Raw genomic sequence first — 22,592 nt, forward strand, 5'->3', positions numbered from 1 at the left:
GTCGGGGTTTTCCGGATGCTCCGAAGGGTCCGAAGCGGAAGATGCGGTGGGGGAGTCGAGGGCTCGGCCGTCGGCTCCGGTGGAACTCAGCCCTTGACTCCGGTGAAGCCGAGCCCGGCGACGATGTACTTCTGGCAGACGACGAAGACGAGAACCGGCGGGGCGACGGCGAGCACCATCGCGGCGATCAGCTGGTCCTGCGGAGCCTGCGTGGCGAGCTGGGCGAGAGCGACGCTGATCGGCTGCTTCTCGGGGTCGGTGATGGCCACCAGCGGCCAGATGAAGTCCTTCCAGGAGTGCATCACCGCGAGCAGACTGATCACGGCGAGCACCGGCTTGCTCATGGGCAGCACGATCTTGGTGAGCAGTTGCCAGGTACTCGCCCCGTCGACCCGCGCCGCATCGAACAACTCCTTCGGCAGGGCGTCGAAGAACTGCTTGGCGAGGAGCACCGTGAAGGCGTTCGTGCCGGCCGGCAGCCAGATCGCCCAGTAGGTGTCGCCCAGGTTGAGGTGGAGGAACGGCACATCGATCACGGTCATGAAGAGGCTGACCATGTTCACCGTGTACGGCACGAACATCGTGGCGAGAATCGCCCCGTAGACGGCCTTGCCGAACCTCGGCCTGAGCACCGATAGGGCGAAGCCCGCCGTGGCCGAGACGAAGAGCTGCACGAACCACGATCCGCCGACCACCAGGAAGGTGTTCATCAGATAGCGGCCGACACTCAGATCGGTGTACGCCGCCGAGAAGTTGCCCAGGGCCGGCCGGTCCGGCCAGAGGGCCAGGGGCTGAGTGGTGAGCTCGGTGGGCGTCGAGACCGCGCCCTTGACCATCCAGTACAGCGGTCCGATGCCGATGAGCAGCAGCAGGATCAGGGTGAACACCTGGATGGAGCGCACTGCGGCGCGTACGCCGGGGCGTTGGCGGTCGTTGGTGGAGACGAAGGTGGTGAGCGTGGTCATGACGTGCTCCAGCTGCGGGTGGCCCGCAGATACACCGCGGAGAGCAGGGCGAGGGCGAGCACCATCAGGAAGGAGAGCGCGGCGGCCTGGCCGTACTCGCCGTCCTGGAAGGCGTACCGGAAGATCAGCAGCAGGACCGTGAGGGTGGAGTTCTCGGGTCCGCCGCCGGTGAAGACGTACGGCTCGGTGAAGACCTGCACCGTGTTGATCAGCTGGACGAGCAGCAACAGTCCGATGACAGACCGGAGTTGGGGCAGCATCACATGCCAGATCCGCCGCCAGATCCCGGCACCGTCCACCTCGGCGGCCTCATAGAGTTCGCCGGGGATGCCGACCATCGCCGCGAGGTAGATCAGGACGGCGCCGCCCATACCCGCCCAGGTGGCCTCCAGGACCAGCGAGAGCATGGCGCTGTCGGAGGACTCCAGCCACGAGTACGGGCCGAGCCCGACCTTGCCGAGGACGTTGTTGAAGAGCCCGCTCCCGGGATCGTAGAACCACTTCCAGAGCAGGATCGCCACCACCGGCGGGATGACCACCGGCAGATACACCAGGAAGCGGTAGACGCCCGCGCCGCGCCGCACCGTCGACATGACCGCGGCCAGGATCAGCGGCGCCGGGAAGCCGATCAGCAGGCCGAGGACCACGAAGAACAGGGTGTTCCCGACGGCGGTGCCGAGCAGCGGATCGTCGAACAGGGCACGGAAGTTGTCCAGGCCGACCCAGACCGCGGGCTCGACGAGGTTGGTCTTCTGGAAGCTGAGCAGCAGGCTGCGCACGATCGGCCACCAGGCGAAGAGCCCGAAGACCAGCAGCGCGGGGACGAGGAACAGCCAGGCCGTGAACTGTTTGCGGGGGCCGGTGCCACGCCGCCGCTGCGGCAGGGTTCGCGACACGGGCTCCTTGGCCACAGCGGCCGGGCGACGGGATGGAGTGAGCAGGGCCATGGGGCGGCTACTTCTGGTCCGCGGCGAGCTTGGCATTGACGTCCTTCTCGGCCGAGGCCAGCAGGGAGTCGATGTCGGCGTCGCGCTTGGTGAGCACAGCCTGGACCACCGGGTCGAGCACGGTGTACAGCTTCTGCGCCTGGTACGGCGGCTCCGACTTCAGTTTCAGCGTCGCGAGACCGTCGATGTACGGCTTGAAGTTCTGCAGCTTCACATTGACGTACGGCTTGGTCGCTGCGTCGATCTCGGTCTGCCGTTCTTTGTCGAAGACCGGAAGCGTCGGCACGCCCACCGCGGACTTCGGGTCGGCAGAGAGCGCCTTGGCCTGCTCGGCGGCGATGTCGGTGCTGTACTGCGGCTTGGCGTAGGCGAAGGTCAGCCACTCGACGGCCGCTGCCGCATGCTTCTTGTCGGCGGACTTCGGGACCATGTAGATGTCGCCGCCGGTGAGTGTCGCATCGCCGCCGGACTGCGGCATCGGGGCCACTCCGAAGGCGTCGGTGTTCTCCATGCCGAACTGCATCTTCGCCAGTCGGTACGTCCCCGGGCTGCCCATGAACATGCCGACCTGCCCGGCCGCGAACTGCTTGATCACGTCGTTCTGATTGTTGAGCAGGGTCTTGCCGAGCGAATCGTCCTTCCAGCGCATGTCCTTGAGCAGCCGCAACGCCTTCTTCGTCGGCTCCCCGGTGAGCGTGGCGGCGTACTTGCCACTCTGCTCCTTCTCCAGCTCGCCACCGAAGGCGTACGACAGCATCGTCAGCTGCCAGCCGCCCTGGTTGTCCTTGGACTCGTGGACGAAGCCCGCCTTGCCGGTACTGTCGCTGATCCTCTTGGCGGCTGTGCGGACTTCCGCCCAGGTGGTCGGCGGCCTGTCCGGGTCGAGGCCGGCCTTCTCGAAGAGCTCGCGGTTGTAGACCAGGCCCTGGGCGTACGGATTCTGCGGTACGCCGTACACGTCGCCGGCGCTGTCGGTGAGCGGCTGGATGACCTGAGGGTTGAACTCCTTGAAGTGCTTCCACTCCTTGAGCTGCCCGGTGATCGGCTGCACCTGCTTCTGCCGGATGAGCCGCTGCGGCTCGGTCAGCGGCACCTTGATGACGTCCTCGACATTGCCGCCGGACAGCTTCGCGGAGAAGGTCAGCGGGTCGAAGACCGTGGTCGAGCCCTTGACCTTGATGCCCGGGTTGGCCTTCTCGAAGTCGGCCACCTGCTTCTTGAACAGGGCGACCCCCGGCTTGTCGGTGGCCGGCGGCATGCCCTGCACCCGCAGCACGAGATCGCCGCCCCCGCCGGCACTGCTCGGGGTGAGGGAGGAACAGCCCGCGAGGGTCGCGGTCAGCGCCATGCAGCCAAGTATGGCCGAACAGCGGGAGTTTCTGGGCATAACGGCTCCAAGAAGGGCAGGAGTGGGCTCGGTGCGGTGTAGCTCGGCGCTTTGCGCGTTGTGGTGGTGTGCGCCGTGGATCAGTGGGCGGGTGCGGGGCCCGTCGAGGCGCGGGGGATCAGGCGGGAGCCGATCTCCACGAAGGGGGAAGTGGCGTCACGTCCTCGTCCAGCGCGGTCTGTTGTGCTCGCGATCGTCTCGATCAGGAGGTCCCCCGCGCGCGTGGCGATCTCTTCGGGGTCGATCCTGATCGTGGTGAGGCCGGGGGTGGAGACGGAGGCGAGCAGCGTGTCGTCGATGCCGATGACGCTGACGTCGCGCGGCACGCTCACGCCGAGGTTGGCCATCTGGTGCAGCACGCCGAGGGCGACCAGGTCGTTGTGGGCGATCACGGCCGTCGCGTCGTGGGCGGCGACGAGGGTGGCGGCGTGCACGCCCGTCTCGAACCGCGGTTCGTACGGGCCGAGCTCGGACAGGGAGAGGCCGAGCGCTTCGAAGGACTCCTGGATGGACTTGCCGCGGCTCGGCTCGGCGCGGGACGCGTTGATGAAGACGCAGCGCCGATGACCGTACGCCTTCAACTGCTCGGCGGCCTGTGCGATGCCGGCGGACAGGGAGATCCGGACCTCGGGGATGCCCGGCACGTGACGGTTCACCACCACCAGCGGCATCTGGCCCGCGAGTTCGTGGAGCCGGCCCTCGGTGAGGGTGGAGGCCCAGAGGATCAGGCCGTCGACCCGCTTCGATACGGCAGCGATGGCGGCCAGCTCGTCCGCCTCGCGCTCGTCGCTGTCGGCGACCAGGACCGTGTAGCCCAGGTGCCGGGCGCGGGCCTGCATCGCCTTGATGATCGGTGGGAAGAACGGGTTGGCGATGTCCGGGACGATCAGGCCGAGTGTTCCGGTGCCGCCGCCGCGCAGTGAACGGGCCGCCGGGTTGGGGGAGTAGCCGAGCTCGGCCGCGGCGTCGAGGATGCGCTGCCGCGTCGTCGGCTGCACCTGGCCGGGTGCGGTGAACGCGCGGGACACCGTCGACACCGAGACGCCCGCGGCGCTCGCCACCTCCCGGATCGTGACTGCCACGGACGGCCTCCTCGTCATCTTGAGCCGGGGGACCCGGTCGTCTCGCATCGGAACCCTGCGAATGCGGTTGATGTTTGCGAACGTTCCCATGGCCTGTCAAGAGATGTGTCCGGAGTATTTCATCGAGGGAAACCTTCTGTATGCACGGGTCTTGCGCTTCGGCCCGACTGCTGCCGATGATGTGCTCTCAAGAACGGCACTGAAATTGCGGGAACGTTTTCATAGAGGAGTGGAATGAAGATCACCGGCCTGGAAGTGCTGACTCTCCCCGACCACGGCGACAGCATGATGCTGGTCGTGGTCGACACCGACGAGGGCATCCACGGTCTGGGCGAGGTCGGCATCAGGTCGCGCCAGCGGGCGGTCGCGGGGGGGCTCGAACACCTCGCGGAGCTGATCGTTGGCGAGGACCCGCGACGGATCGAGCACCTCTGGCAGGTCATGTTCCGGCGCGGGTTCTTCCCCGCCGACCGCATACTCGGCGCCGCCATCGCAGCGGTGGACGTGGCCCTTTGGGACATCCGCGGCAAGGCGCTCGGCGTACCGGTGCATGAGCTGCTCGGCGGCCGGGTGCGTGATCACGTATCCGCCTATGTGCATGTCGGCGACGGCTACCACGACCGCGCGCGGTTCCTGGACCGCTGCCGCGACCTGGTCGCCGAGGGCTGGCGCCATCTGCGGTTCGCCTCGCCGCACGACGACGACGGCACGCTCGACGCCCGCCGCTGCCTGCGCGACTCGGTCGACCTCTTCCACCAGGTGCGGGACGCGGTCGGCGACGAGGTGGAGCTGATCCTCGACGTCCATACGCGCCTGGATCCGCCGGAGGCGCTGACCCTGTGCCGGGAGATCGAGGCGGCCCGCCCGTACTTCGTCGAGGACCCACTGCGCTGTGAGAACCCGGACAGCTACCGCATGCTGCGGGCCCGCACCGGCGTACCACTGGCCGCAGGCGAGCAGTACGGCTCCAAATGGGAGTTCAAGACCCTCATCGAGGACGACCTCATCGACTACGCGCGCGTGGATGTCGGGGTGGCGGCGGGCCTGACCGAGGCGAAGAAGATCGCGGCGATGGCGGAGACCCACCACATCAAGCTCGCCACCCACAACCCGCTCGGTCCGGTCACCGCCGCCTCCTCGCTCCAACTCAACCTGGCCTGCCCCAATGTGGCGATCCAGGAGCACCAGACCGATCCCGATCCGGCGATCGCCGCCCTCTTCACCGCCCGGCCGACGATCGTTCCGGGGCGGGTGGAGCTGAGTGAACTGCCCGGCATCGGAGTCGACATCGACCGGGAGGCGGCGCGCCGGTACCAGGCCACGGCGGACGAGCGCCCGCACCTGCGTACGGCGGACGGGGCGTTCACCAACTGGTAGCCGGGCAGGGCAAGGGCCGGCCGCGCCGGTCCACCCCTGCGGAAACGAAGGCCGCCCACAACCCTTGTGGCCCATCCGGCAGAGAAGCACGACGCCGGACGGGGAACAGGCCCTTCCGGCTGCTGGCCGGGAGGCCGCACACCGTGACAACGGGACAGGTGCGTGCGTCACCGTCCCGGCGGGTTCACAGCCCGCGTCCGCACACCGAGTACGAATTCCGACTCCAGGAAGTGAGGCGATTTCCGTCGTGTCGTTCAGAGGAGCCGCGAGACCAGTCCAACTGGGCCTTGTCGGCATAGCGTTCATGGGCGTGCTGGTGGGCGCGTCAGCCACGCCGGCCGGCAGCCAGGAACGTGAGAAGCTGCAGGTGACGGCCGTGTCGTCGCGGCCCGGCACGGTGTCGGGAGACGACGCCCTGATACGTGTGGAGGTGCCTGCCTCCATCGTGGTCGACGCGGTCCGGGTCGAGGCGGACGGCCGGGACGTGACGTCGAGCTTCCGCCCCTTTGGTGACCACGCACTGATGGGCGTGGTGAAGGAGCTGTCCAAGGGCGCCAACACGCTCACGGCGAGTGCCCAGGGCGCGGACTCCGGACAGCTGGCCCTGAAGAACCACCCCATCACAGGGCCGGTGTTCTCCGGGCCGCACGAGCAGCCGTTCGTCTGTGACACCGCCGAGTTCAAGACGGTCACCGGCGCCACCCTCGGGCTGCCGATCGACCAGGACTGCTCGGTCCAGACCCGCGTCGACTATATGTATCGCACCACGGCCGGCCAGTTCGCTCCGCTGCCCGACGAGAGCGCCCGTCCCGCCGACCTGGCGACCGCCACGACGAGTGCGGGCAAGAAGGTGCCGTACATCGTCCGCGTGGAGACCGGCACCATCAACCGCGGCATCTACGAGACGGCCGTGCTGCACGACCCGAGTGAGGGCACCCCCGACCCGCTGCAACGTGGTCCGGGCTGGAACGGGCGCCTCGTGTACGGCTTCGGCGGCGGCTGCAACGGCGGCTGGTACGTCCAGGGCCGCAACACCGTCGGCATCATGAACGACACGTATCTGAGCAAGGGCTACGGCGTCGCCTCGTCCACGCTGAACGTCTTCGGCAACAACTGCAACGACGTGCTGGCCGCCGAGACCATGAGCATGGTCAAGGAACGCTTCGTGGAGACGTACGGCGACCCGGCCTTCACCATCGGGAACGGCTGCTCCGGCGGCTCGTACCAGACGCACCAGATCGCCGACAACTACCCGGGTCTGCTGGACGGCATCCTCTCCGGCTGCAGCTTCCCCGATGTCGGCTTCGGGACGATTCAGACCCTGAGTGACGCCCAGCTCCTGAACCACTACTTCAAGGACGTCGCGCCGGACGCCTTCACCAAGGAGCAGCAGAGGGCGGTCTCCGGGTTCGGCAAGTGGGAGAGCATCGGCAGCCTGGCCAGGGCCAGCGGCCGTATCGACCCCACGGTGTACTGTCCGGCGCAGTTGCCCGCGGGGCAGCGCTACCACCCCGTCACCAATCCGGACGGTGCCCGCTGCGACGTCTACAGCCATGCCGTGAACGTCTACGGCGAGGTGCCGGAGACCGGGAAGGCGCGCAGGCCGCTCGACAACACCGGTATCCAGTACGGACTTGAGGCCCTGAACAAGGGGTCCATCGACATGGGCCAGTTCATCGACCTGAACCGGCGCATCGGCGGCCTCGACGACGATGCCAAGCCCGCTGCCGAGCGCACCGTCGCCGATCTCAAGGCCGTACGGCTCGCCTACCGCACCGGCCGCATGCTGAACGGCGGTGGCGGCCTCGCCGACGTTCCGATCATCGACTACCGCGACTACACGGACGACGCGGCGGCCGGCGACATGCACATGCGCTTCCACTCCTTCTCCACCCGGGCGCGCTTGGACAAGGCCAACGGAACCCACGCCAACCAGGTCATGCTCACCCGTTCCAGCGGGCACGGATTCACTCTCGCCGGGATGCTGTCCGACATGGACCAGTGGCTCACCGGCATCAAGGGGGACTCCGGCACCGATGCCCCCATCGAGAAGATCGTCCGCAACCGGCCGCAGGGTCTCTCGGACGCCTGCTGGACCCGTGGCATCGGTGCGAAGAAGATCACGGAGCCCCAGGTCGAGGGCATCGACAACACCGAGTGCAACACCCTCTACCCGGTGTGGACATCGCCGCGGATGGTCGCCGGAGCCGACGTGGCGAACGACATCGTCAAGTGCCGCAAGCGTCCCGTTGTCCGCACCGACTACCAAGTACCCGTGACCGACACCCAGTTCGAGGATCTGAAGTCGATCTTCCGAACCGGTGTCTGCGACTGGTCCCTGCCCGGGGCGGGTCAGCAGGGCCTCGCCGGTACATGGCTCTCCTTCGACCCGAAGTGACGGGATCGCGGCAGGCGAGCCACAACGGGGGCAGGCGGGACCTCCCGCTTTGGTGTCAGTGGTGGTGATCTCCCGCGTTCGTCCAGGTCAGCACCTGTTTCCGGTCCGCTGAAGCACCGTCACCCCTCCTCTCCTCCCCTCCTTGTCGCCCGTGGGGGAGGAGAGCATCGGGGGGGTATGGGGCCTGGAGGCTTTCCCAGCCCCGGCGGGCCGAGTCCGGCGCCCGGCCGGGGACCGGACGCCGCCGACGGGGGGAGCGCGGGTCCGATGGCCGGGAAGCACTTCCTCCAATCGGTCTGGGAACTGGCATCCCTGTCCGTTCCCACCTGCACCCTGATTCGGGCTGAAGCTCGGCATCTGCCGACAGTCGCGATTCGTCACAGGGGCTCGAAACCGGCAGGGGCGAGGTGGCCTTGCCCCTGGGCCGGCCCGAATCGAATGTTCGAGGGCCGGCCCAGCGGCATCGACGGCGATCAGCCGGCGATGGTGGCGAGATTGCCGGGCTCGTAGGCGCCGCCCTGGTTGTTGAGGATCACGCCAAGCCGATTGGCCGCGTTGATCACGGCGATCAGGGAGACCAGCGCGATGGCCTGGTCGTCGTCGTAGTGCTTGCGGACCTGGGCCCAGGTCTCGTCGCAGACACCCTCGTAGCTGTCGGTGATGCGGGTGCCCTCCTCGGTGAGGGCCAGCGCGGCGCGCTCGGACTCGGTGAACACGGTGGAGTGACGCCAGGTGGCGACCAGGTTCAGCCGGGTTGCGGTCTCGCCGGCGGCTGCGGCGTCCTTGCTGTGGATGTCGACGCAGAAGCCGCAGCCGTTGATCTGGCTGGCGCGCAGCTGCACCAGCTCCTGGGTGGGCTTGGGCAGCGGCGACTCCTGGATCGCCTGGCTGACGGCGAAGATCCGCTTGCCGATCTTGGTGCCGGTCTCGTTCGCGAACAGGTTCATTCGGGGTTCCATCACCACGTCCTCGCTTGTGGAATCGTCTGCTGCGCGGATCGTCCGCGCAGCGTCTTGACGCTCATAAGTCGCCGGCCGCCCAGGCCCTGTGACAGCACGGCGATGTGACGAAGGCCACCGAGCTTCCGTGTCACAAGAGAGTGAGGAGCGGCGACTTGTGCGTGACACGGGCAAGAGACGTAACAGGCAGGAGCCGACGATGGACGAGCACACCGAGCGAGCGGCCGGCGTGACCGGGCACAGCCCACGCGCCGGAGGTACGGACTCCGCCACCGAGGCGTTCGTCGTCCATCGCAACCTGCTGTTCACCGTTGCCTACGAGATGCTCGGCTCCGCCGCCGACGCCGAGGACGTCCTTCAGGAGACCTGGCTGTCGACAAGACCGTCGCCGCAGTCCGGCAGATCGCCCACCGCGCGCGAGCCCACGTCGCGGCGCGCCGACCGCGCGAGGTCGTCTCCCCAGCCCAGACGCGCAGTGCGCTTGAGGCTTTCCAACAGGCAGCCGAGTCAGGTGACGTGCAGCGCCTGCTCGACTTGATCGCCCCGGACGTCGTGCTGCTGACCGACGGCGGCGGAGTCGTACGGGCCGCACTGGAGCCCGTCGTGGGCGCCGAAACGGTGGCCAATGTGCTCAGCAGGCTCACGTCCGCGACCTTGCAGTCGGCCCAGGTCAACGGCCACCCGGCCTTGATCCTGCGTAGGGGCGGCGAGATCGACACCGTCCTGGCGGTACGTCTCGAAGGCGGCCTCATCACCGGGCTCTACGCCGTACGCAACCCCGAGAAGTTGTCGCGCATCGACCGGGAGACCGCAGTGGGCCGCTGAGCCGGGCGCGTCCGGCGAGCCGTTGACCGAAAGGGTGGATGCGCTCAACAGTGAGTCTCATGTCGCTGCATGAGTGCTGCTGATGTCCAGTCAGATCCGAGAGAGCGTGAAGCCGAGCCTGCGACCCTGCAAGAGTCGTGTGGGTCTCGCTGCTCGTGGGCAGAAGGTTCGGTTGATCGGTCGACCAGCGGCTCTTCTTCAGTCCCACGTCGATGGCGCAGCCGCTCCGTCTCACGGATATGGCATTTCCCCGTGGTCTCGGCCGACCTGCGTGGCGGATGATGCCGACCGTCCTTCAAACGGGCTGCACGATTCGACCGGTGGCGCAGTCGAAGGCCGGCTCGACCGAGCGGCCATCAAGGGCAGTAGGGAGCACGCGTACGACGACAGTCGCGAGGTCCAGTCCTTGGCAGACCTTTCGCTTCGTCTTCAACCCGACCGACCTCGTCGGCTACAAAGGCGGTGCGGCATCCCAAGGCAAGGAGGCGCAGGACTGGGAGCACACCAGTCCTGATCGCGGGTCACCCGCCGCACCCGGCACCCGCACCGACGTGCACCCATGCGAGGGAGGAAACCCACACGCCGCCGGCACCACTCCGATCCCTGCGGCCGAACGCACCATCTCCGGCGGACCCGAGCACCAGAATGTGGGTGTCTTCTACCAGGTCCGTATCACGGGCGGTCAACTCCGGCCTGAGCCAAACGGTGAAACCGTCGAGTCGGTCTGGACCCCGATCCCCGACGTTGCTTGCCTGCGCCGGTCGTCGCCGGTCGACGTCGGCCTCGCCCTGGCGCAGACCGTTCCGGAAACCGGCCACGTCGCTCCCGTCCAGGTCGGAGGCCTGATCCAGCACTGAGGCCCGCCACCAACATCTGCCTCCCGCGCTCGACCGTCACCCGGCTCACACGATCGACTGGACAGGCTTCAGGCGAGCAGCGCAAGCTTGCCTGGAGCAGTCCTCCGCCCCCGCCTGGGCCAATGGTGCGTCTTCGTGCAGTCGGAACGTCGGCACCCCCGTGCGGTTGTGGGTGCGGCGGCCGACGCGAAGGCCATCGGCCGCAGGGCCCCACCTGCACACGAAAGATCGTTACGTACGGTTCTGTGAGGGCCGGGGGCTGTGATGCCCCCGGCTGAGCGACAGCGTTTTGATGCGGGTGGTGTGTCTTTTGGTGCTGTCGGAGTTCCAGCAGGTGTCAACTCAGCGTGCTGTTACCGCTGCCGGCTTCGCGAGCGTGCAGCCCGGGGCCGACAGGTTGAGCTTGTTGCCCGTCGTGAAGCAGGCGGGGATGCCGTAGGTCTCCTGGGCGTATCCGGTTCCCTGGCGGATGGTGACGGCTCCCTGCTCATTTACCTCGCAAGGGTTGTCAAGGGTGCAGTTTTCGCCGTTCTCGTTGGTGGTGTTGTTGATCGCCGTGACCTGCCCGGTCGTCGTGTCGATGACCGGAGAGCCCGAAGTACCCCCGATGACCTGGCATTCCGGGGTATAGCGGACGGCGTCCTTCCATGTCCACTGGTCCTCCTTCAGGCGGTACGCGAATCCGTCGACGGAGCAGGAGTAGACCCGCTTCCAGTAGCCGGAGACCACGTCGATCGCGTGCCCCTGCACCGGGTGGGTGGCGGACAGCGTCAGCGGTGCGATTCCCGTGGACTGCTGTATCTGGGCGTAGGTCTTGGTCAGTTGGTAGAGCGTGACGTCGGTGTCGGTCATCGTCGAGTAGACGACTTTGTTCGCCTTGAGTGTTCCTGCGGTGCCTGCCGAGGCGTTGAGAAGCGTGAAGCTGCGGGTGGAGGACTGGTTGGTGATGACCTGACCTGCGCTCGGGAAGCCGGTTTCGAGGCAGTGGCCGTTCGTCATGACCAGTCCCGGGTCCGTCGCCTGCGAGTTCGGCATGCGGATCAGGGAACCCGAGCAGTTGCTGAGCGCCACGGTGCCGGCGAAGGAGGAAGCTGTCACCGAGGCGGGCGTACTTTCAGGGTGCACGGCGGCCGTCGCGGCAGTGGGGGTCGCCCCGCTCACGCGGTTGGGTGCTGCGGCTGCCGTGCCCGTGGTGCCTATCAAGGCGGCGGCACCGAGGGCCACGGCGGTGAGGGTGGCGAGGAGAGGCTTGCGCATGGTGATGGTCGGTCCTCTCGGTTCGATCCGGGAGCCCGGTGGCCCCCGGACGGTGAAGGGTGACCGCATTGTCGGCGTACAGCCAAGTTCTCCGCTACCCCGCGGCTCCGTCCTGGCTCTTTTCGCTCCCTTGACGGCCACCGCAGCGGGACTGCCTTCCTTGGCCATGGGTACACAGAGGCCGACCGTCCCGGTGCCTTGAGTCGGTCCCGGTGTCCTGGCTCAGACATCAGCCGCAAAGCAGCGGGGGATCGTGTACTCACCGCGGTGGCCATCTGCTCGTCGTGTTCGCGGAGCATCTGTATGACGGTGGCGGGCGAGGGATGCCGGCCCTTTCCGCGCCTGTGGTGATGACGAGGCGCTCGGCGATGTCGCGCAGGTTCATCTCCTGGTTGCGGAAGTGGAGGGTCATGGACAGCACGTCGTTGTCGTGACGCCGGCGTCGCCGATGGTCTTGCCGCGTTTGCGGGCGGACTCGTGGCCTTCGAGGGTGCGGTCGCGGATGTATTCGCGTTCCATGACAGGCATTGCGGGGCGCCGTGAAGACCGTGCCGGACGGGCAGTGTGGGCCTTCAGGTATCTGGTGAGGGACTCCAAGCCGACGTCGCGTCGGCTGACCGGCCCGCACCGCCCGCCACACCGTCTGCCTGAGCCGGCCTCCCTGCGGGACCCCGCTCGCCACCACCCTCCCGGGGAGCCTTTCATGCCCACCGCCACGCCCGTTCCGTCAGTGGGCCTCTCCAGAGCACCGGGAAGCTCCGCCGCGGCGCTGATCGCCGCGCTGATCGGCGGGTTCGGTCGCGGACCGGATCGCTGCCCGGCAGGCACTCGGATACGGCCTGACCCCTATTCCTGGCCGTCTCCGCCGCCTGCGGTTTCGTCCCGCATCCCGACGTACTGATCGCCGCCCGGGGAGCGGACGTCCGTACCGTCCGGCATCCGCTTCGCCGCCGCGTACACGGTCACCGCGGACGGGGCGTTCGGGCCGCGTACGGCGGGTGCGACGAAGGCGGTCCAGAAGTGCTACGGCCCGAAGCCGGCGGGGTCGTCGGCCGTCGTGCAGCGGTGTCGGTCTGGCCGACGAACACCAACGGGGCAGCGACGCCCGGGCGTGCGGCTCAGCCCGGCGGACAAGCTCGTCCTTGAGGACAGAGACATCGGGGTACCCGTCAGCCAGCTCGCACGCCGCGACGCTCGCTCGTTCGGCCGGCACCGCTGCCCGGCTCGTCGAAGGCGGCATCGCTGCCTACAAGGATTCTCACATGCCGTGACGGAGCGTCATGACAAGGTCGTGCCCGAAGCGGCAGCGGTGCGTCGACGTGCGCCACCACACGCCAGTTCCTCCCTGGTCTGCCGCTAACGGGGTGTGGTGGCATCGAGCCAGTTGTCGACGGTGACGACATCCGCCCACTGCGGGAACAGTTTCTCGGTGAGGAACCGGTGAACATCGGCGTCGGTGTCCAGGCAGGCGTCGGCGAGGACGGTGAGGTCGAAGTCCAGGTCGTTGGCCTGGCACAGGGTGTGCAGCACCACGGCGCTGGTGGCGATTCCGGTGAGGACGAGGCTGTCGATGCCGTGCGCTCTGAGCACCACGTCGAGGTCACTGCCCGAGAACGCGCTCGCCCGTCTCTTGGTGACCACCACCTCGCCCGGCCGGGGCGCGACATCGGGGTGGATCTCGGTTCCAGGATCTCCCTCGACATGGAGTCCGGCTCGCGCGACGGCGGTGAGTGCCCTGTTGTGCGGGCCGACTTCCGGAAAGCCCGGGCGTAGTGAGATGACCACGTAGATGACAGGTATGTCTGCCGCCCGGGCACCATCGATCGCCCTGCGCAGGCGGGGCAGGTATCCGGAACCGTCGTCGACAATGTCCACGACGGCTCGCTGGACGTCCATCACGAGAAGGGCGCTGTTCATACGGTCTCCAGGAACGATGTCGGTTCGGTGCTGAAGCGGACCGGGTTCTCCATGTTTGGGTAGTGCGCGGCCGCCCGCACCGTGGCAGTGTGCCTGCCGGGGACGGGTTTCGCCAGGCGGCCTGCCATGGCGTCCTCGCAGAAGTAGGCGAAGCTGGACTGCACTTGAGGGTTGGGGCCGGGGTCGCGCGAGAGTCGGTCCAGGACGTCGGTGCAGGTGACGGGCGTGCGCCGACGGTGCGCCGGACGGCTACGCTCTCGGAGGCAGCCCGGCAGCCCGGCAGCCCGGCAGCCCGGCAGCCCGGCAGCCCGGCAGCCCGGCAGCCCGGCAGCCAGGCAGCCAGGCAGCCAGGCAGCCAGGCAGCCGGGCGGCGCATCGCCTCGGGGTCGTTGTGGAACTCCTCGACCCAATCCACGTGCCGGCAGGAGGCGTTCGGTGGCCTCGTGGATCCGCGTTGCCGGGCACGAGCTCAACCGGAGGGCGTGACCGAGGTCCACACGCCGAACCACTGCTCGGCGCCGTAGTCCTCGTACCGCTCCACCTCGGTGAACCCGCTTCATCGCGAGGCGCATCGAGCGCTCGTTGGCGGTCTGGGTGCGGAGCACCACCGCCTCGCCGGGAAGCGCGTCGGCGAACCAGTCGAGTGCCGCTGCGCACGCCTCGATGGCGTACCCGCATCCCCACGCCTCCGGCAGGAACATGCAGCCGAACTCGACCTCCCCGACGTCCGGACGGACGTGCCCCTGACGCTCTGCGTGCGGATCGAGCATGATCGTGCCGATCATCGCCCCGTCGAGATCGATCACGAAAAAGCCGGGGCGCCGCCCGGGAACCTCGGGCACCGCGCGCTCGAGCTCATCACGCGGTTGAGGGCCACTGATGTAGGTGCCCACCTCTGGCGAGGCGAACAGCTCGATGAACGCCGCACGGTCCCGGGCGTCGGACTCGCGGAGCACGAGCCGCTCGGTCCTGATCGGGGCAGGTGGCCAGGCGACGGGTCCGAGATCGGTCATGGCGGGCAACCTCGTACGCCTGCCGGGCAGGAGTCTCAGACGACCGGCGAACGGCAGTGGCTGCCCGCACTCGCCGAGCCACGGCACCGCTGGCTCCAACTGCTCGTCCGCCGCCGCCACCAGCAGCCGCCGCTCGCGCAGCGCCAGGTAGCTCCACCGCGACACGGAACTGCGAACCGACCCGGCGCGCCCACGGCTTCGCCGTGCCTTCCACCACCCACGGCCTGCGCCACTGCGCGTACCTGCCCACGGCCTGCGCGTTCGCGACGACCTCCGCCCAGTCCCACCGCCGGTAGGCGTCCACGTCCGCCTGCGCCGAACCGGGGACGTACGTCCAGCGCGCCGAGCCGCCCTTCACCACTGCCGCCGGCAGCCAGAAGCTCACGTAGCCGCCTGCCAGCCGCGAGCACCAGGGCACTTCGCAGAAGGCCGACGCCTGGAGATCGCCCGGTTCGACGGCTCTTCGCAGTTGAGGGTGTAGCGCCGATGAATGTAGTGCTGTTGGACGGTTGGATGTGAGGCGTCAGGACGTGCGAGAGTCGTAGTTCTCGCGGTTTGCGAGGACCTCGGCCATGTGCGTCTGCGCCCAGTTTCTGAGCCCGCGCGTCATGTGGTGGAGCGAGAGGCCGAGGTCGGTCAGCTCGTAGGAGACGGTGACAGGGACGGTTGGCGTCACGGTACGGGTGAGCAGACCATCGTGCTCCAGCGAGCGTAGCGTCTGGGTCAGCATCTTCTGGCTGACCCCGGCCAGAAGACGAGAGATCTCGGAGTAGCGCATCGCCTTCGGAGCGTCTGCGTGTGCTGCACCGGGCTGGCGAGGGCTGTTGTCGCCGCCCAGCGCACACAAGATCAGGACGACCCACTTGTCCGAGATTCGGTCGAGCAGCTGCCGGCTGGGGCACTCTGCCAGGAACGCGTTGTACTCCACCTTGGCCTGAGCCCTCTTCTGGGCCGCCTTCATTGTCGTCACTGATCGCACCTCTCACCAATGGGTGGGTTACGCACTCCAAAGTGCCTACTTCCCGACAGGAAGTTTCTCTCCAATGCTGATGCAGGGAGGCAGCGGGCGCCACCCCCAAGTGCACGACGAAAGGCAACAAGATGAGCACGTCTTCCCTCTCTCTTCCCGGCGACACCTGGGCTCTGGGTGACCTGACCGTCACCCGGTTCGGTTACGGCGCCATGCAACTGGCCGGCCCGTGGGTTATGGGGCCGCCCGCCGATCGCGAGGGTGCCCTGGCCGTTCTGCGTGAAGCGGTCGACGTCGGTATCACCCACATCGACACCAGCGACGCCTACGGGCCGCGCGTCACCAACGAGTTGATCCGCGAGGCACTGCGTCCCTATCCCGAGTCGCTGCACATCGTGACCAAGGTGGGCGCGACCCGCGACGAACAGGGTGGCTGGCCTACGGCCCGGCGGCCCGAAGATCTGCGCCGCCAGGTCCACGACAACCTCAAGTCCCTCGGGCTCGACGTACTCGACCTGGTCAACCTCCGACTCGGCAACGCCGAAGGACCCCAGCCCGGCTCGCTCGCCGAGGCGTTCGAGACGCTCGTCGAACTCCAGCAGCAGGGCCTGATCCGCCACCTCGGGGTCAGCAACGCCACCGAGGAGCAGGTCACCGAGGCACAGAGCATCGCGCCGATCGTGTGCGTGCAGAACATGTACAACCTCGCCCACCGCCACGACGACAAGCTCATCGACCGGCTCGCCCCCGACGGCGTCGCGTACGTGCCCTTCTTCCCCCTCGGGGGCTTTACCCCGCTTCAGTCCTCGGCGCTCTCGGCGGTCGCCGCTCGATCGGAGGCGACACCGATGTCCGTCGCACTGGCCTGGCTGCTGCAGCGATCACCGAACATCCTGCTCATCCCCGGCACGTCATCGACGGCACACCTGCGCGAGAACATCGCCGGCGCGGGACTCTCCCTCTCTCATGGGGACTTGGCCGAGCTGAACGATATCGGCCGCTGAATGCCCCAGAGCTGAACGGCTCACCAGCCACGACCGAAGCCACCGTTCACGTTCCGGCCCCGGGCACCCTCGCGCGATCGGGGCCGAAGCAGGATGATTCGCCCTCACCTGGATGACTTCAGATCATCAACCGTCAAAAACTTGTGTCACACCGACGGTGGAAGCTCATCCCGCGTCGGTGGCCGGGTAAGCGTCGAGGTCTCCCGAGGACGGGGGTTCCTGCACCAAGCCCATCCGGAAGACCTCGACGTTGCACGACGCTACCCCTGAGGCGGCCTTCGCCCGCGCTGACATGAATACGTTCTGCCGCCTTGACGAGCTCGGTCTCGAAGTCACCGGTCAGCGACTCGCCCCGGATCGTGCGGTTCTTGCATGCCGGGTCGTCGAGTTCGATCAGTGGTGCCGCCGCTGCGGTTGCGAAGGCACACCGCGAGACACCGTGACCCGGCGACTGGCGCACGAGCCACTCGGCTGGCGGCCCACGATCCTTCACGTCACGATCCGACGCTACCGCTGCATCGGCTGTGGGCGCGTGTGGCGGCAAGACACCACCAAGGCGGCTGAGCCGCGGGCGAAACTAAGGAGTGGACTCCAATCGGTGAGGAGGGATGCTTGGCTTGTCGGGCCCGGCCCCGTTGGTGAGGGTGAGGCTCAGGTCTGTGGGTTGTTCGGTTCGCGCTTCTTGATCGCTGTCGAGCCTGCTGGCTAGGTTGGCTGGCATGACCGACCTCAGACCCCTCGCCTGGCCACCCGCCCCGATGAAGACCGAGCGGCTCGTGCTCCGCGAGTCCGAGGCCCGGGACCGTGCGGCGGCCATCGAGCTGAACGCCTCACCAGAGGTGAACACTTACCTCGGTGGCCCTCGACCGCGTGCCGAGCTCGAACGCACGGTGCCCGAGGTTCCCGGGCGGCGCCCAGGCTTTTTCGTGATCGATCTCGACGGGGCGATGATCGGCACGATCATGCTCGATCCGCACGCAGAGCGTCCGGGGCACGTCCGTCCGGACGTCGGGAAGACCGAGCTCGGCTATCTGTTCCTGCCGGAGGCGTGGGGATACGGGTACGCCACCGAGGCGTGCGCAGCGGCACTCGACTGGTTCGCCGAAGCGCTTCCCGGCGAGGCGGTGGTGCTCCGCACCCAGACCGCCAACGAGCGCTCGATGCGCCTCGCGGCAAAGCTGGGGTTCACCGAGGTGGAGCGGTACGAGGACTACGGCGCCGAGCAGTGGTTCGGCATGTGGTCTTCGATTGCGCCGCCCGCTTGAGCTCGTGCCCGGCAGCACGACGGATCTACGAGGCCGCCGATCGGTCGCCGGTCTCGGCGCGGACAACAATCGAGTACGCCAGAGCTGCGCGAGGGCGACCCAGGACACCGGAACTCCACGGGAGGGTGAGGCCGGCGGTGACGGCATCGAGGTCCTGGCGGAGGAAGCAGGCGAAGCCCCGCATCGGTTTCGGAGCGTCCTGCTCGGCCTGGCGGATTGATTCCAGCAGCAGGTACCCGCGCCGGTGACGTACCAGATCGGCGAACGCACGGGCGAGGTCGCAGACCGGTGTGATGTCCGTGCAGGCGAGCCGGACCTCCAAGAGCCGTTCGTCCTGCCTCGCGGTGAGCGACTCGCGGGGCCGAATGATCCAGGAGGTGATCTTGCGGGGGCTGGGGAGGTCGGCCCGGACCGGTTCGGCGGTGCCCGCCCGCAGGGCGGCGAGGTACTTGCGGACGACCTGGCGGCTTGCCCCGGAAGCCGCGCTCACTGATCTCCAGGGACAGGCGGGTGCCGCTGACCTGGCCTTGTGCCTCGGTGAAGCGGACGTCGAGATATGCCTTGAACGGGTCCAGCACGCCGTTCGGACGGCGGTCACGGGCGGAGACCAGCAGCTGGTCGAGGCCGGTGTCGCGGAAACGGCGCACGGTCTTGCGGTCGAGGTTCAGGAGGCGAGCGATCGCGCTGGGCGGCCGACCGCAGCCGGCGGCACAGCCGCGCGGCCGGACGGCCTCCCGGCGCGATCGCGATCGATCATCACTGGCTGAGCGAGTTCGCGACGTCAGTTTGTTCCGATGCCACCAGGGGGCTTGCGGCGTTTGCCTCCCGCCTGCGTGACCGCTTTCGGGTCGTCTGTCCTGGCCGCCGTCCGTGGGCCGTACGGGTCATGGAGTGCCGCCGTTCGATGGGCGCGGCGGTCGGGGCCGATGCGGCTTTCGTCCGGCTGGGACAGTTTCCTTGCGGGCGTACCGGGGGATACGCCCTGGCCCGAGGAGGAACCCGGTGTCGTGCGGGGTCCTTACCGCTTGCCTTCGTTCATCTGTATGGTCGCAGAAAGGAACCTCGAGGTGTCTGGTCCCGTTGTCCTTGTCACGGGCGCGCTTACCGGTATCGGCCGCGCCACCGCCTTCGCTTACGCCCGTCAAGGCGCGAGCCTTGTGGTCTCCGGCCGCCATGAGGACGTGGGTGAGCTGTTCGCGAGGGAGCTGGCCGACCTCGGCGCCCCGGCCGAGTTCGTGCGTGCCGACGTCCGCTTCGACGCCGATGTGAAGGACCTCGTCGACCGCGCGGTGGCACGGTTCGGGCGGATCGATGTCGCCTTCAACAACGCCGGCACCGAGGGGACACCCGGCCCTGTCACCGAGGTGACCGACGAGGCTTACCAGGCCACCTTCGACACCAACGTCAAGGGGACGCTGCTGTGCCTGAAGCACGAGTTCCGCGTCATGAGGGAACAGGGCGGCGGCAGCATCGTCAACGTCAGCTCCAACTTCGGCCTGATGGGTTATCCCGGGGCGACCTTGTACGTCGGGAGCAAACACGCCGTCGTCGGCATTACCAAGGCGGCCGCACTCGAAGGCGCCGCTCACGGTATCCGGGTCAACGCGGTGGCGCCCGGCTACACCCGGACCGCCATGTACGAGCGGTTCACCGGCGACGATACGGCTCGCGCCGCGGTCGATTCGGTGCTGCCCATGCACCGGGCGGGCACCCCGGAGGAGATCGCCGAGGCCGTCCAGTTCCTGGGTTCGGACAAGGCGAGCTACATCACCGGGCATATCCTCCTGGCCGACGGCGGCCTCATGGCGGGCGGACCCCTGTTCCCGAGCCCGTGAATCGCGAGGCCGGCACAGGCCGGGTCGGCCTCGGTGGCGCAGCGCCCGCTTGACGGAATGTTCCGGTTCTCCGTCCTGCCCAGGCAAGGGGCCCCGCAGCTGGGACAGGCCGCGGATGCCGAACTCCGGGCGCGCGCCGGATTCGAAGCGGGACCGGACCGGAGCGTGCTGTACGCGGAGCTTCCGCTGGCCGTTCTCACCCGAGTGGTAGCCGCCTTGCCGGCGTGGTTGCCGCCCCGGCGATGGATGATCGGGCCGTCCGTTTCCGGGTACGCAGGCCGCGTCGCGCTCGTCGCCATGGTGCTGGCCGGATTCTGGCCGGCCGTCCAGGGCCGGTACGCAGGACTGCCCGAGTCAGTGCCGGACCACAAGCGCCGGAACGGTGGAACGCCATCACCCGAGATCGGCGCAGGCGTGCACTCACTTTCGTGCAGATGGCTCTCCAGCCGCTGGTACACCCGCCGCGCACTGAGCGGCCCCCCCCGTACGCTCCCCGCCGTAGACTTGTCAGGGAGTTCGAGCTTTGCCGGACGTCCAGTTCAGGCGGGCCCGCGAGATTGATCCCGCCCAGGACGGCGGGATTGGAGTTGCGTACGGCTCCAGCCATTGTGGGCTCTCTCCAATGAGCGGAACCCTCTGCTTCGCTTTGTGAGCGGTGGACTCCCCTCAGGAAGGACGTGGGCCGGATGAGCCACCTTGTGAGCCAGGTGCCCATCAGTGACATCACACTGGCCGCTTCGGCTGTGCGCTGGATTTTCCCTGTCGGTATAGCGGTGGTCGTCGTCGCTGTTCTGCTTGGCCTCGTCTGGTGGGACGTGCGCCGTCGGTCTCGGGCACGACAGCAGGGGCCACGGGCCGAACGTTCCTCCCGAAGCGGCGAAAACTTGAGGGCGGCAGATGATTTCGGGGAAGGCCTCAGCCCATATGAGATCAACCGGCCCTCTTCGCCAAGGGACGTACCCAAGGATGACAATGGTGGGGCTTTTGGCAGTGGAGGACCCGGCGGCTGACGGGGCGGCGACGTCGGCGGCAAGGGACGCCAGTCTTCCCGTTGCACAGCCGGTGGACCTCCGGGCGGAAGCTCACGGGGCCTGAGTCGATGGTGGCCTGAACCCTGAAACGCCGCGGCCACCGCGGCGGCGACCGCCCCCACTCCGCGCACATTTCTCATGGGCGCATGGTCCCCGCGAACCTGGGACGAGGGGACACTCGCAGGACTCCTCGCGGCTGCCGGTCCGCGTCGGCACAGCTGACCACGTCGAGCAGTTCGCCGGTCGGTGTCGGATCCGGATCCAGAAGACCAGCCTCCGAGGTGGAGCACGGTGCGGCCACCGAGCAGCGGCTGCACGAAGACGTGACGTCGAGAGGGCTCGCGGGCATGAGCGGGAGCAGGTCCGCGCCCGGCAGGCCGCCGCGTGGCCATCAGTAGTTGACTGCTCGACGATGAGTAGCGTCGTCAGATGGCCGCGAGCCGCGGAAGGAGATTCACCGCGCTGTAGACGTCCTCCGTGAGCGAGCGATCCTCGAGATCTGCGGGCAGCCGTTCCGCGGCCAGCTCGTACGCTGCCCTTGCGGGAACGTCGGGCAGCTCCGCGGCGCCCATGCGCAGCGCGCGTACGGCGACCACGAGTATGCAGGCGAGTACCTGCCGGAATGCCTCCACCGTGGTCTCGGCGAGCCGGGCCGCGTGTGATGCGAAGCCTGTGTGGTCCTCCAGCCCGCGGGAGACGACGGCGCTGGCGAGGGTGGCCGGCCTGGCCGCCTCGTGCATCCGCGCAAGCGCGTCGTGGGCCACGTAGTCAAGGATCATGACTCCGGAGCTGCCCGTCTGCGCCTCTGCCAGGTACAGCGGTAGCTCGGTCATGGCCGGTTCGGCAAGGTGGCGCAGCAGCGTGGCGGACAGGGCGGCCACGTGGTGGACCGTGGCGCGGACCTGGTCGAGTGCGGTCGCCACATACGCGGTGCGGAAGTGTCCGTGGTGGAAGACCGTCTGTTCGTCGGTGTCGACGAGGGGGTTCTCCGCGCGGGCGTTGATCTCGACGTCCAGGACGCGTTCCAGGTGGTCCAGGCTCTCCAGGGCAGGGCCCTGGACCTGTGGGAACGCGCGTAGTCCGCACGGGTCCTGGATGCGGCGGCCGGGCGCGGGCCGCGTGTCCAGGGCAAGGAGCCTGCGTATCTCGGCCGCGCGGTGCACCTGGCCCGGATGGGCGCGGGCCCGGTGCACGGTTGCCGCATACGCCTCCGCGTTGCCGCCGAGCGCGAGGAAGGACAGGGCTGTCACCGCGTGGTTGGCACGCAGCAGCTGCCGCAGCTCGGAGCCGACGTGCACCGATCCGGCCAGGGCGACCGCGCTGCTGCTCATGAAGGCAAGCGCGTCACCGGTGCTCAGGTTCACGGGCGGCACGTCGCCCTGCGCCCACGGGCGTTCTCCAGCCAGGGTGAGGGCAATCTCGGCCAGTGCCGTGAGGTCGGCCGTGCCGAGGGTGCCGTACTGGTGCACCACGGGCAGTACGCCGCGGCGCAGCGCTCCTTTA

Annotated in this window: 17 protein-coding genes and 3 pseudogenes; 8 read left to right on the plus strand and 12 right to left on the minus strand. The window is 68.2% G+C overall.

The window, feature by feature from the left end:
- Positions 1-86: 86 nt before the first annotated feature.
- The 4 genes from ACFVT1_RS30920 to ACFVT1_RS30935 form a co-directional block, all read right to left on the minus strand.
- Positions 87-965: a carbohydrate ABC transporter permease gene (locus tag ACFVT1_RS30920; RefSeq protein ID WP_327277530.1), complete on the minus strand. Its 879-nt coding sequence runs from the start codon at positions 963-965 to the stop codon at positions 87-89.
- Positions 962-1,912 carry a carbohydrate ABC transporter permease gene (locus ACFVT1_RS30925; protein ID WP_389801226.1) on the minus strand — a complete coding sequence of 317 codons (951 nt, stop codon included), beginning with the start codon at positions 1,910-1,912 and terminating at the stop codon, positions 962-964. The genes ACFVT1_RS30920 and ACFVT1_RS30925 overlap by 4 nt, the downstream gene beginning before the upstream one ends.
- 7 nt (positions 1,913-1,919) lie before the next feature.
- Positions 1,920-3,260: an ABC transporter substrate-binding protein gene (locus ACFVT1_RS30930; RefSeq protein ID WP_389801227.1), complete on the minus strand. Its 1,341-nt coding sequence runs from the start codon at positions 3,258-3,260 to the stop codon at positions 1,920-1,922.
- A 119-nt stretch (positions 3,261-3,379) separates the two neighbouring features.
- Positions 3,380-4,381 (minus strand): LacI family DNA-binding transcriptional regulator, encoded by a 1,002-nt coding sequence (locus ACFVT1_RS30935; protein WP_389801228.1) that lies wholly within the window; start codon positions 4,379-4,381, stop codon positions 3,380-3,382.
- Between the two features lie 234 nt (positions 4,382-4,615).
- On the opposite strand from ACFVT1_RS30935, the gene ACFVT1_RS30940 reads away from it, so the two are divergent.
- Both ACFVT1_RS30940 and ACFVT1_RS30945 read left to right on the plus strand, forming a co-directional pair.
- Complete coding sequence (locus tag ACFVT1_RS30940) at positions 4,616-5,758, plus strand: mandelate racemase/muconate lactonizing enzyme family protein (protein ID WP_389801230.1); 1,143 nt, start codon at positions 4,616-4,618, stop codon at positions 5,756-5,758.
- A gap of 304 nt (positions 5,759-6,062) precedes the next feature.
- Positions 6,063-8,156: a DUF6351 family protein gene (locus ACFVT1_RS30945; protein ID WP_389801232.1), complete on the plus strand. Its 2,094-nt coding sequence runs from the start codon at positions 6,063-6,065 to the stop codon at positions 8,154-8,156.
- A 473-nt stretch (positions 8,157-8,629) separates the two neighbouring features.
- Here the strand turns inward: ACFVT1_RS30945 and ACFVT1_RS30950 are convergent, their stop codons facing one another.
- Positions 8,630-9,115 (minus strand): carboxymuconolactone decarboxylase family protein, encoded by a 486-nt coding sequence (locus ACFVT1_RS30950; RefSeq protein ID WP_389801234.1) that lies wholly within the window; start codon positions 9,113-9,115, stop codon positions 8,630-8,632.
- A gap of 199 nt (positions 9,116-9,314) precedes the next feature.
- Between ACFVT1_RS30950 and ACFVT1_RS30955 the strand changes: the two are divergent.
- Positions 9,315-9,940, plus strand: a pseudogene (locus tag ACFVT1_RS30955) (sigma factor).
- 320 nt (positions 9,941-10,260) lie between these two features.
- Complete coding sequence (locus ACFVT1_RS30960; RefSeq protein ID WP_389801236.1) at positions 10,261-10,797, plus strand: hypothetical protein; 537 nt, start codon at positions 10,261-10,263, stop codon at positions 10,795-10,797.
- A gap of 342 nt (positions 10,798-11,139) precedes the next feature.
- Here ACFVT1_RS30960 and ACFVT1_RS30965 read toward each other — a convergent pair whose 3' ends face one another.
- From ACFVT1_RS30965 to ACFVT1_RS30985, 5 genes and pseudogenes are all read right to left on the minus strand, one after another.
- Positions 11,140-12,054, minus strand: coding sequence for a serine protease (locus tag ACFVT1_RS30965; RefSeq protein WP_389801238.1), 915 nt, complete (start codon positions 12,052-12,054; stop codon positions 11,140-11,142).
- 1,356 nt (positions 12,055-13,410) lie between these two features.
- Positions 13,411-13,971: a cysteine hydrolase family protein gene (locus ACFVT1_RS30970; protein ID WP_389801240.1), complete on the minus strand. Its 561-nt coding sequence runs from the start codon at positions 13,969-13,971 to the stop codon at positions 13,411-13,413.
- Positions 13,968-14,135 carry a hypothetical protein gene (locus ACFVT1_RS30975; protein WP_389801241.1) on the minus strand — a complete coding sequence of 56 codons (168 nt, stop codon included), beginning with the start codon at positions 14,133-14,135 and terminating at the stop codon, positions 13,968-13,970. The genes ACFVT1_RS30970 and ACFVT1_RS30975 overlap by 4 nt, the downstream gene beginning before the upstream one ends.
- 305 nt (positions 14,136-14,440) lie before the next feature.
- Positions 14,441-14,984 (minus strand): annotated as a pseudogene (locus tag ACFVT1_RS30980) (GNAT family N-acetyltransferase).
- A gap of 523 nt (positions 14,985-15,507) precedes the next feature.
- Positions 15,508-15,945, minus strand: a complete 438-nt coding sequence (locus tag ACFVT1_RS30985) for a winged helix-turn-helix transcriptional regulator (RefSeq protein ID WP_389801275.1) — start codon at positions 15,943-15,945, stop codon at positions 15,508-15,510.
- Positions 15,946-16,085: 140 nt separating this feature from the next.
- Between ACFVT1_RS30985 and ACFVT1_RS30990 the strand changes: the two genes are divergently transcribed.
- From ACFVT1_RS30990 to ACFVT1_RS31000, 3 genes and pseudogenes are all read left to right on the plus strand, one after another.
- Positions 16,086-16,958 carry an aldo/keto reductase family oxidoreductase gene (locus ACFVT1_RS30990; protein WP_382911254.1) on the plus strand — a complete coding sequence of 291 codons (873 nt, stop codon included), beginning with the start codon at positions 16,086-16,088 and terminating at the stop codon, positions 16,956-16,958.
- Positions 16,959-17,208: 250 nt separating this feature from the next.
- Positions 17,209-17,547 (plus strand): annotated as a pseudogene (locus ACFVT1_RS30995) (ISL3 family transposase); the annotation flags it as partial.
- Positions 17,548-17,677: 130 nt separating this feature from the next.
- Complete coding sequence (locus tag ACFVT1_RS31000) at positions 17,678-18,223, plus strand: GNAT family N-acetyltransferase (protein WP_389801243.1); 546 nt, start codon at positions 17,678-17,680, stop codon at positions 18,221-18,223.
- 25 nt (positions 18,224-18,248) lie between these two features.
- Here ACFVT1_RS31000 and ACFVT1_RS31005 read toward each other — a convergent pair whose 3' ends face one another.
- Positions 18,249-18,713, minus strand: a complete 465-nt coding sequence (locus ACFVT1_RS31005; RefSeq protein ID WP_389801245.1) for a hypothetical protein — start codon at positions 18,711-18,713, stop codon at positions 18,249-18,251.
- Between the two features lie 577 nt (positions 18,714-19,290).
- Here ACFVT1_RS31005 and ACFVT1_RS31010 point away from each other — a divergent pair.
- Entirely contained in the window at positions 19,291-20,058 is a 768-nt protein-coding gene (locus tag ACFVT1_RS31010; RefSeq protein ID WP_389801246.1) for an SDR family NAD(P)-dependent oxidoreductase, read from the plus strand.
- 1,456 nt (positions 20,059-21,514) lie between these two features.
- Here ACFVT1_RS31010 and ACFVT1_RS31015 read toward each other — a convergent pair.
- The gene (locus ACFVT1_RS31015) at positions 21,515-22,582 is read right to left on the minus strand and encodes an aromatic amino acid ammonia-lyase (protein ID WP_389801277.1); all 1,068 of its coding nucleotides are present in this window, start codon (positions 22,580-22,582) and stop codon (positions 21,515-21,517) included.
- Positions 22,583-22,592: the final 10 nt, after the last annotated feature.

This window comes from Streptomyces sp. NPDC057963 (assembly GCF_042887155.1).
Classification (GTDB): domain Bacteria; phylum Actinomycetota; class Actinomycetes; order Streptomycetales; family Streptomycetaceae; genus Streptomyces.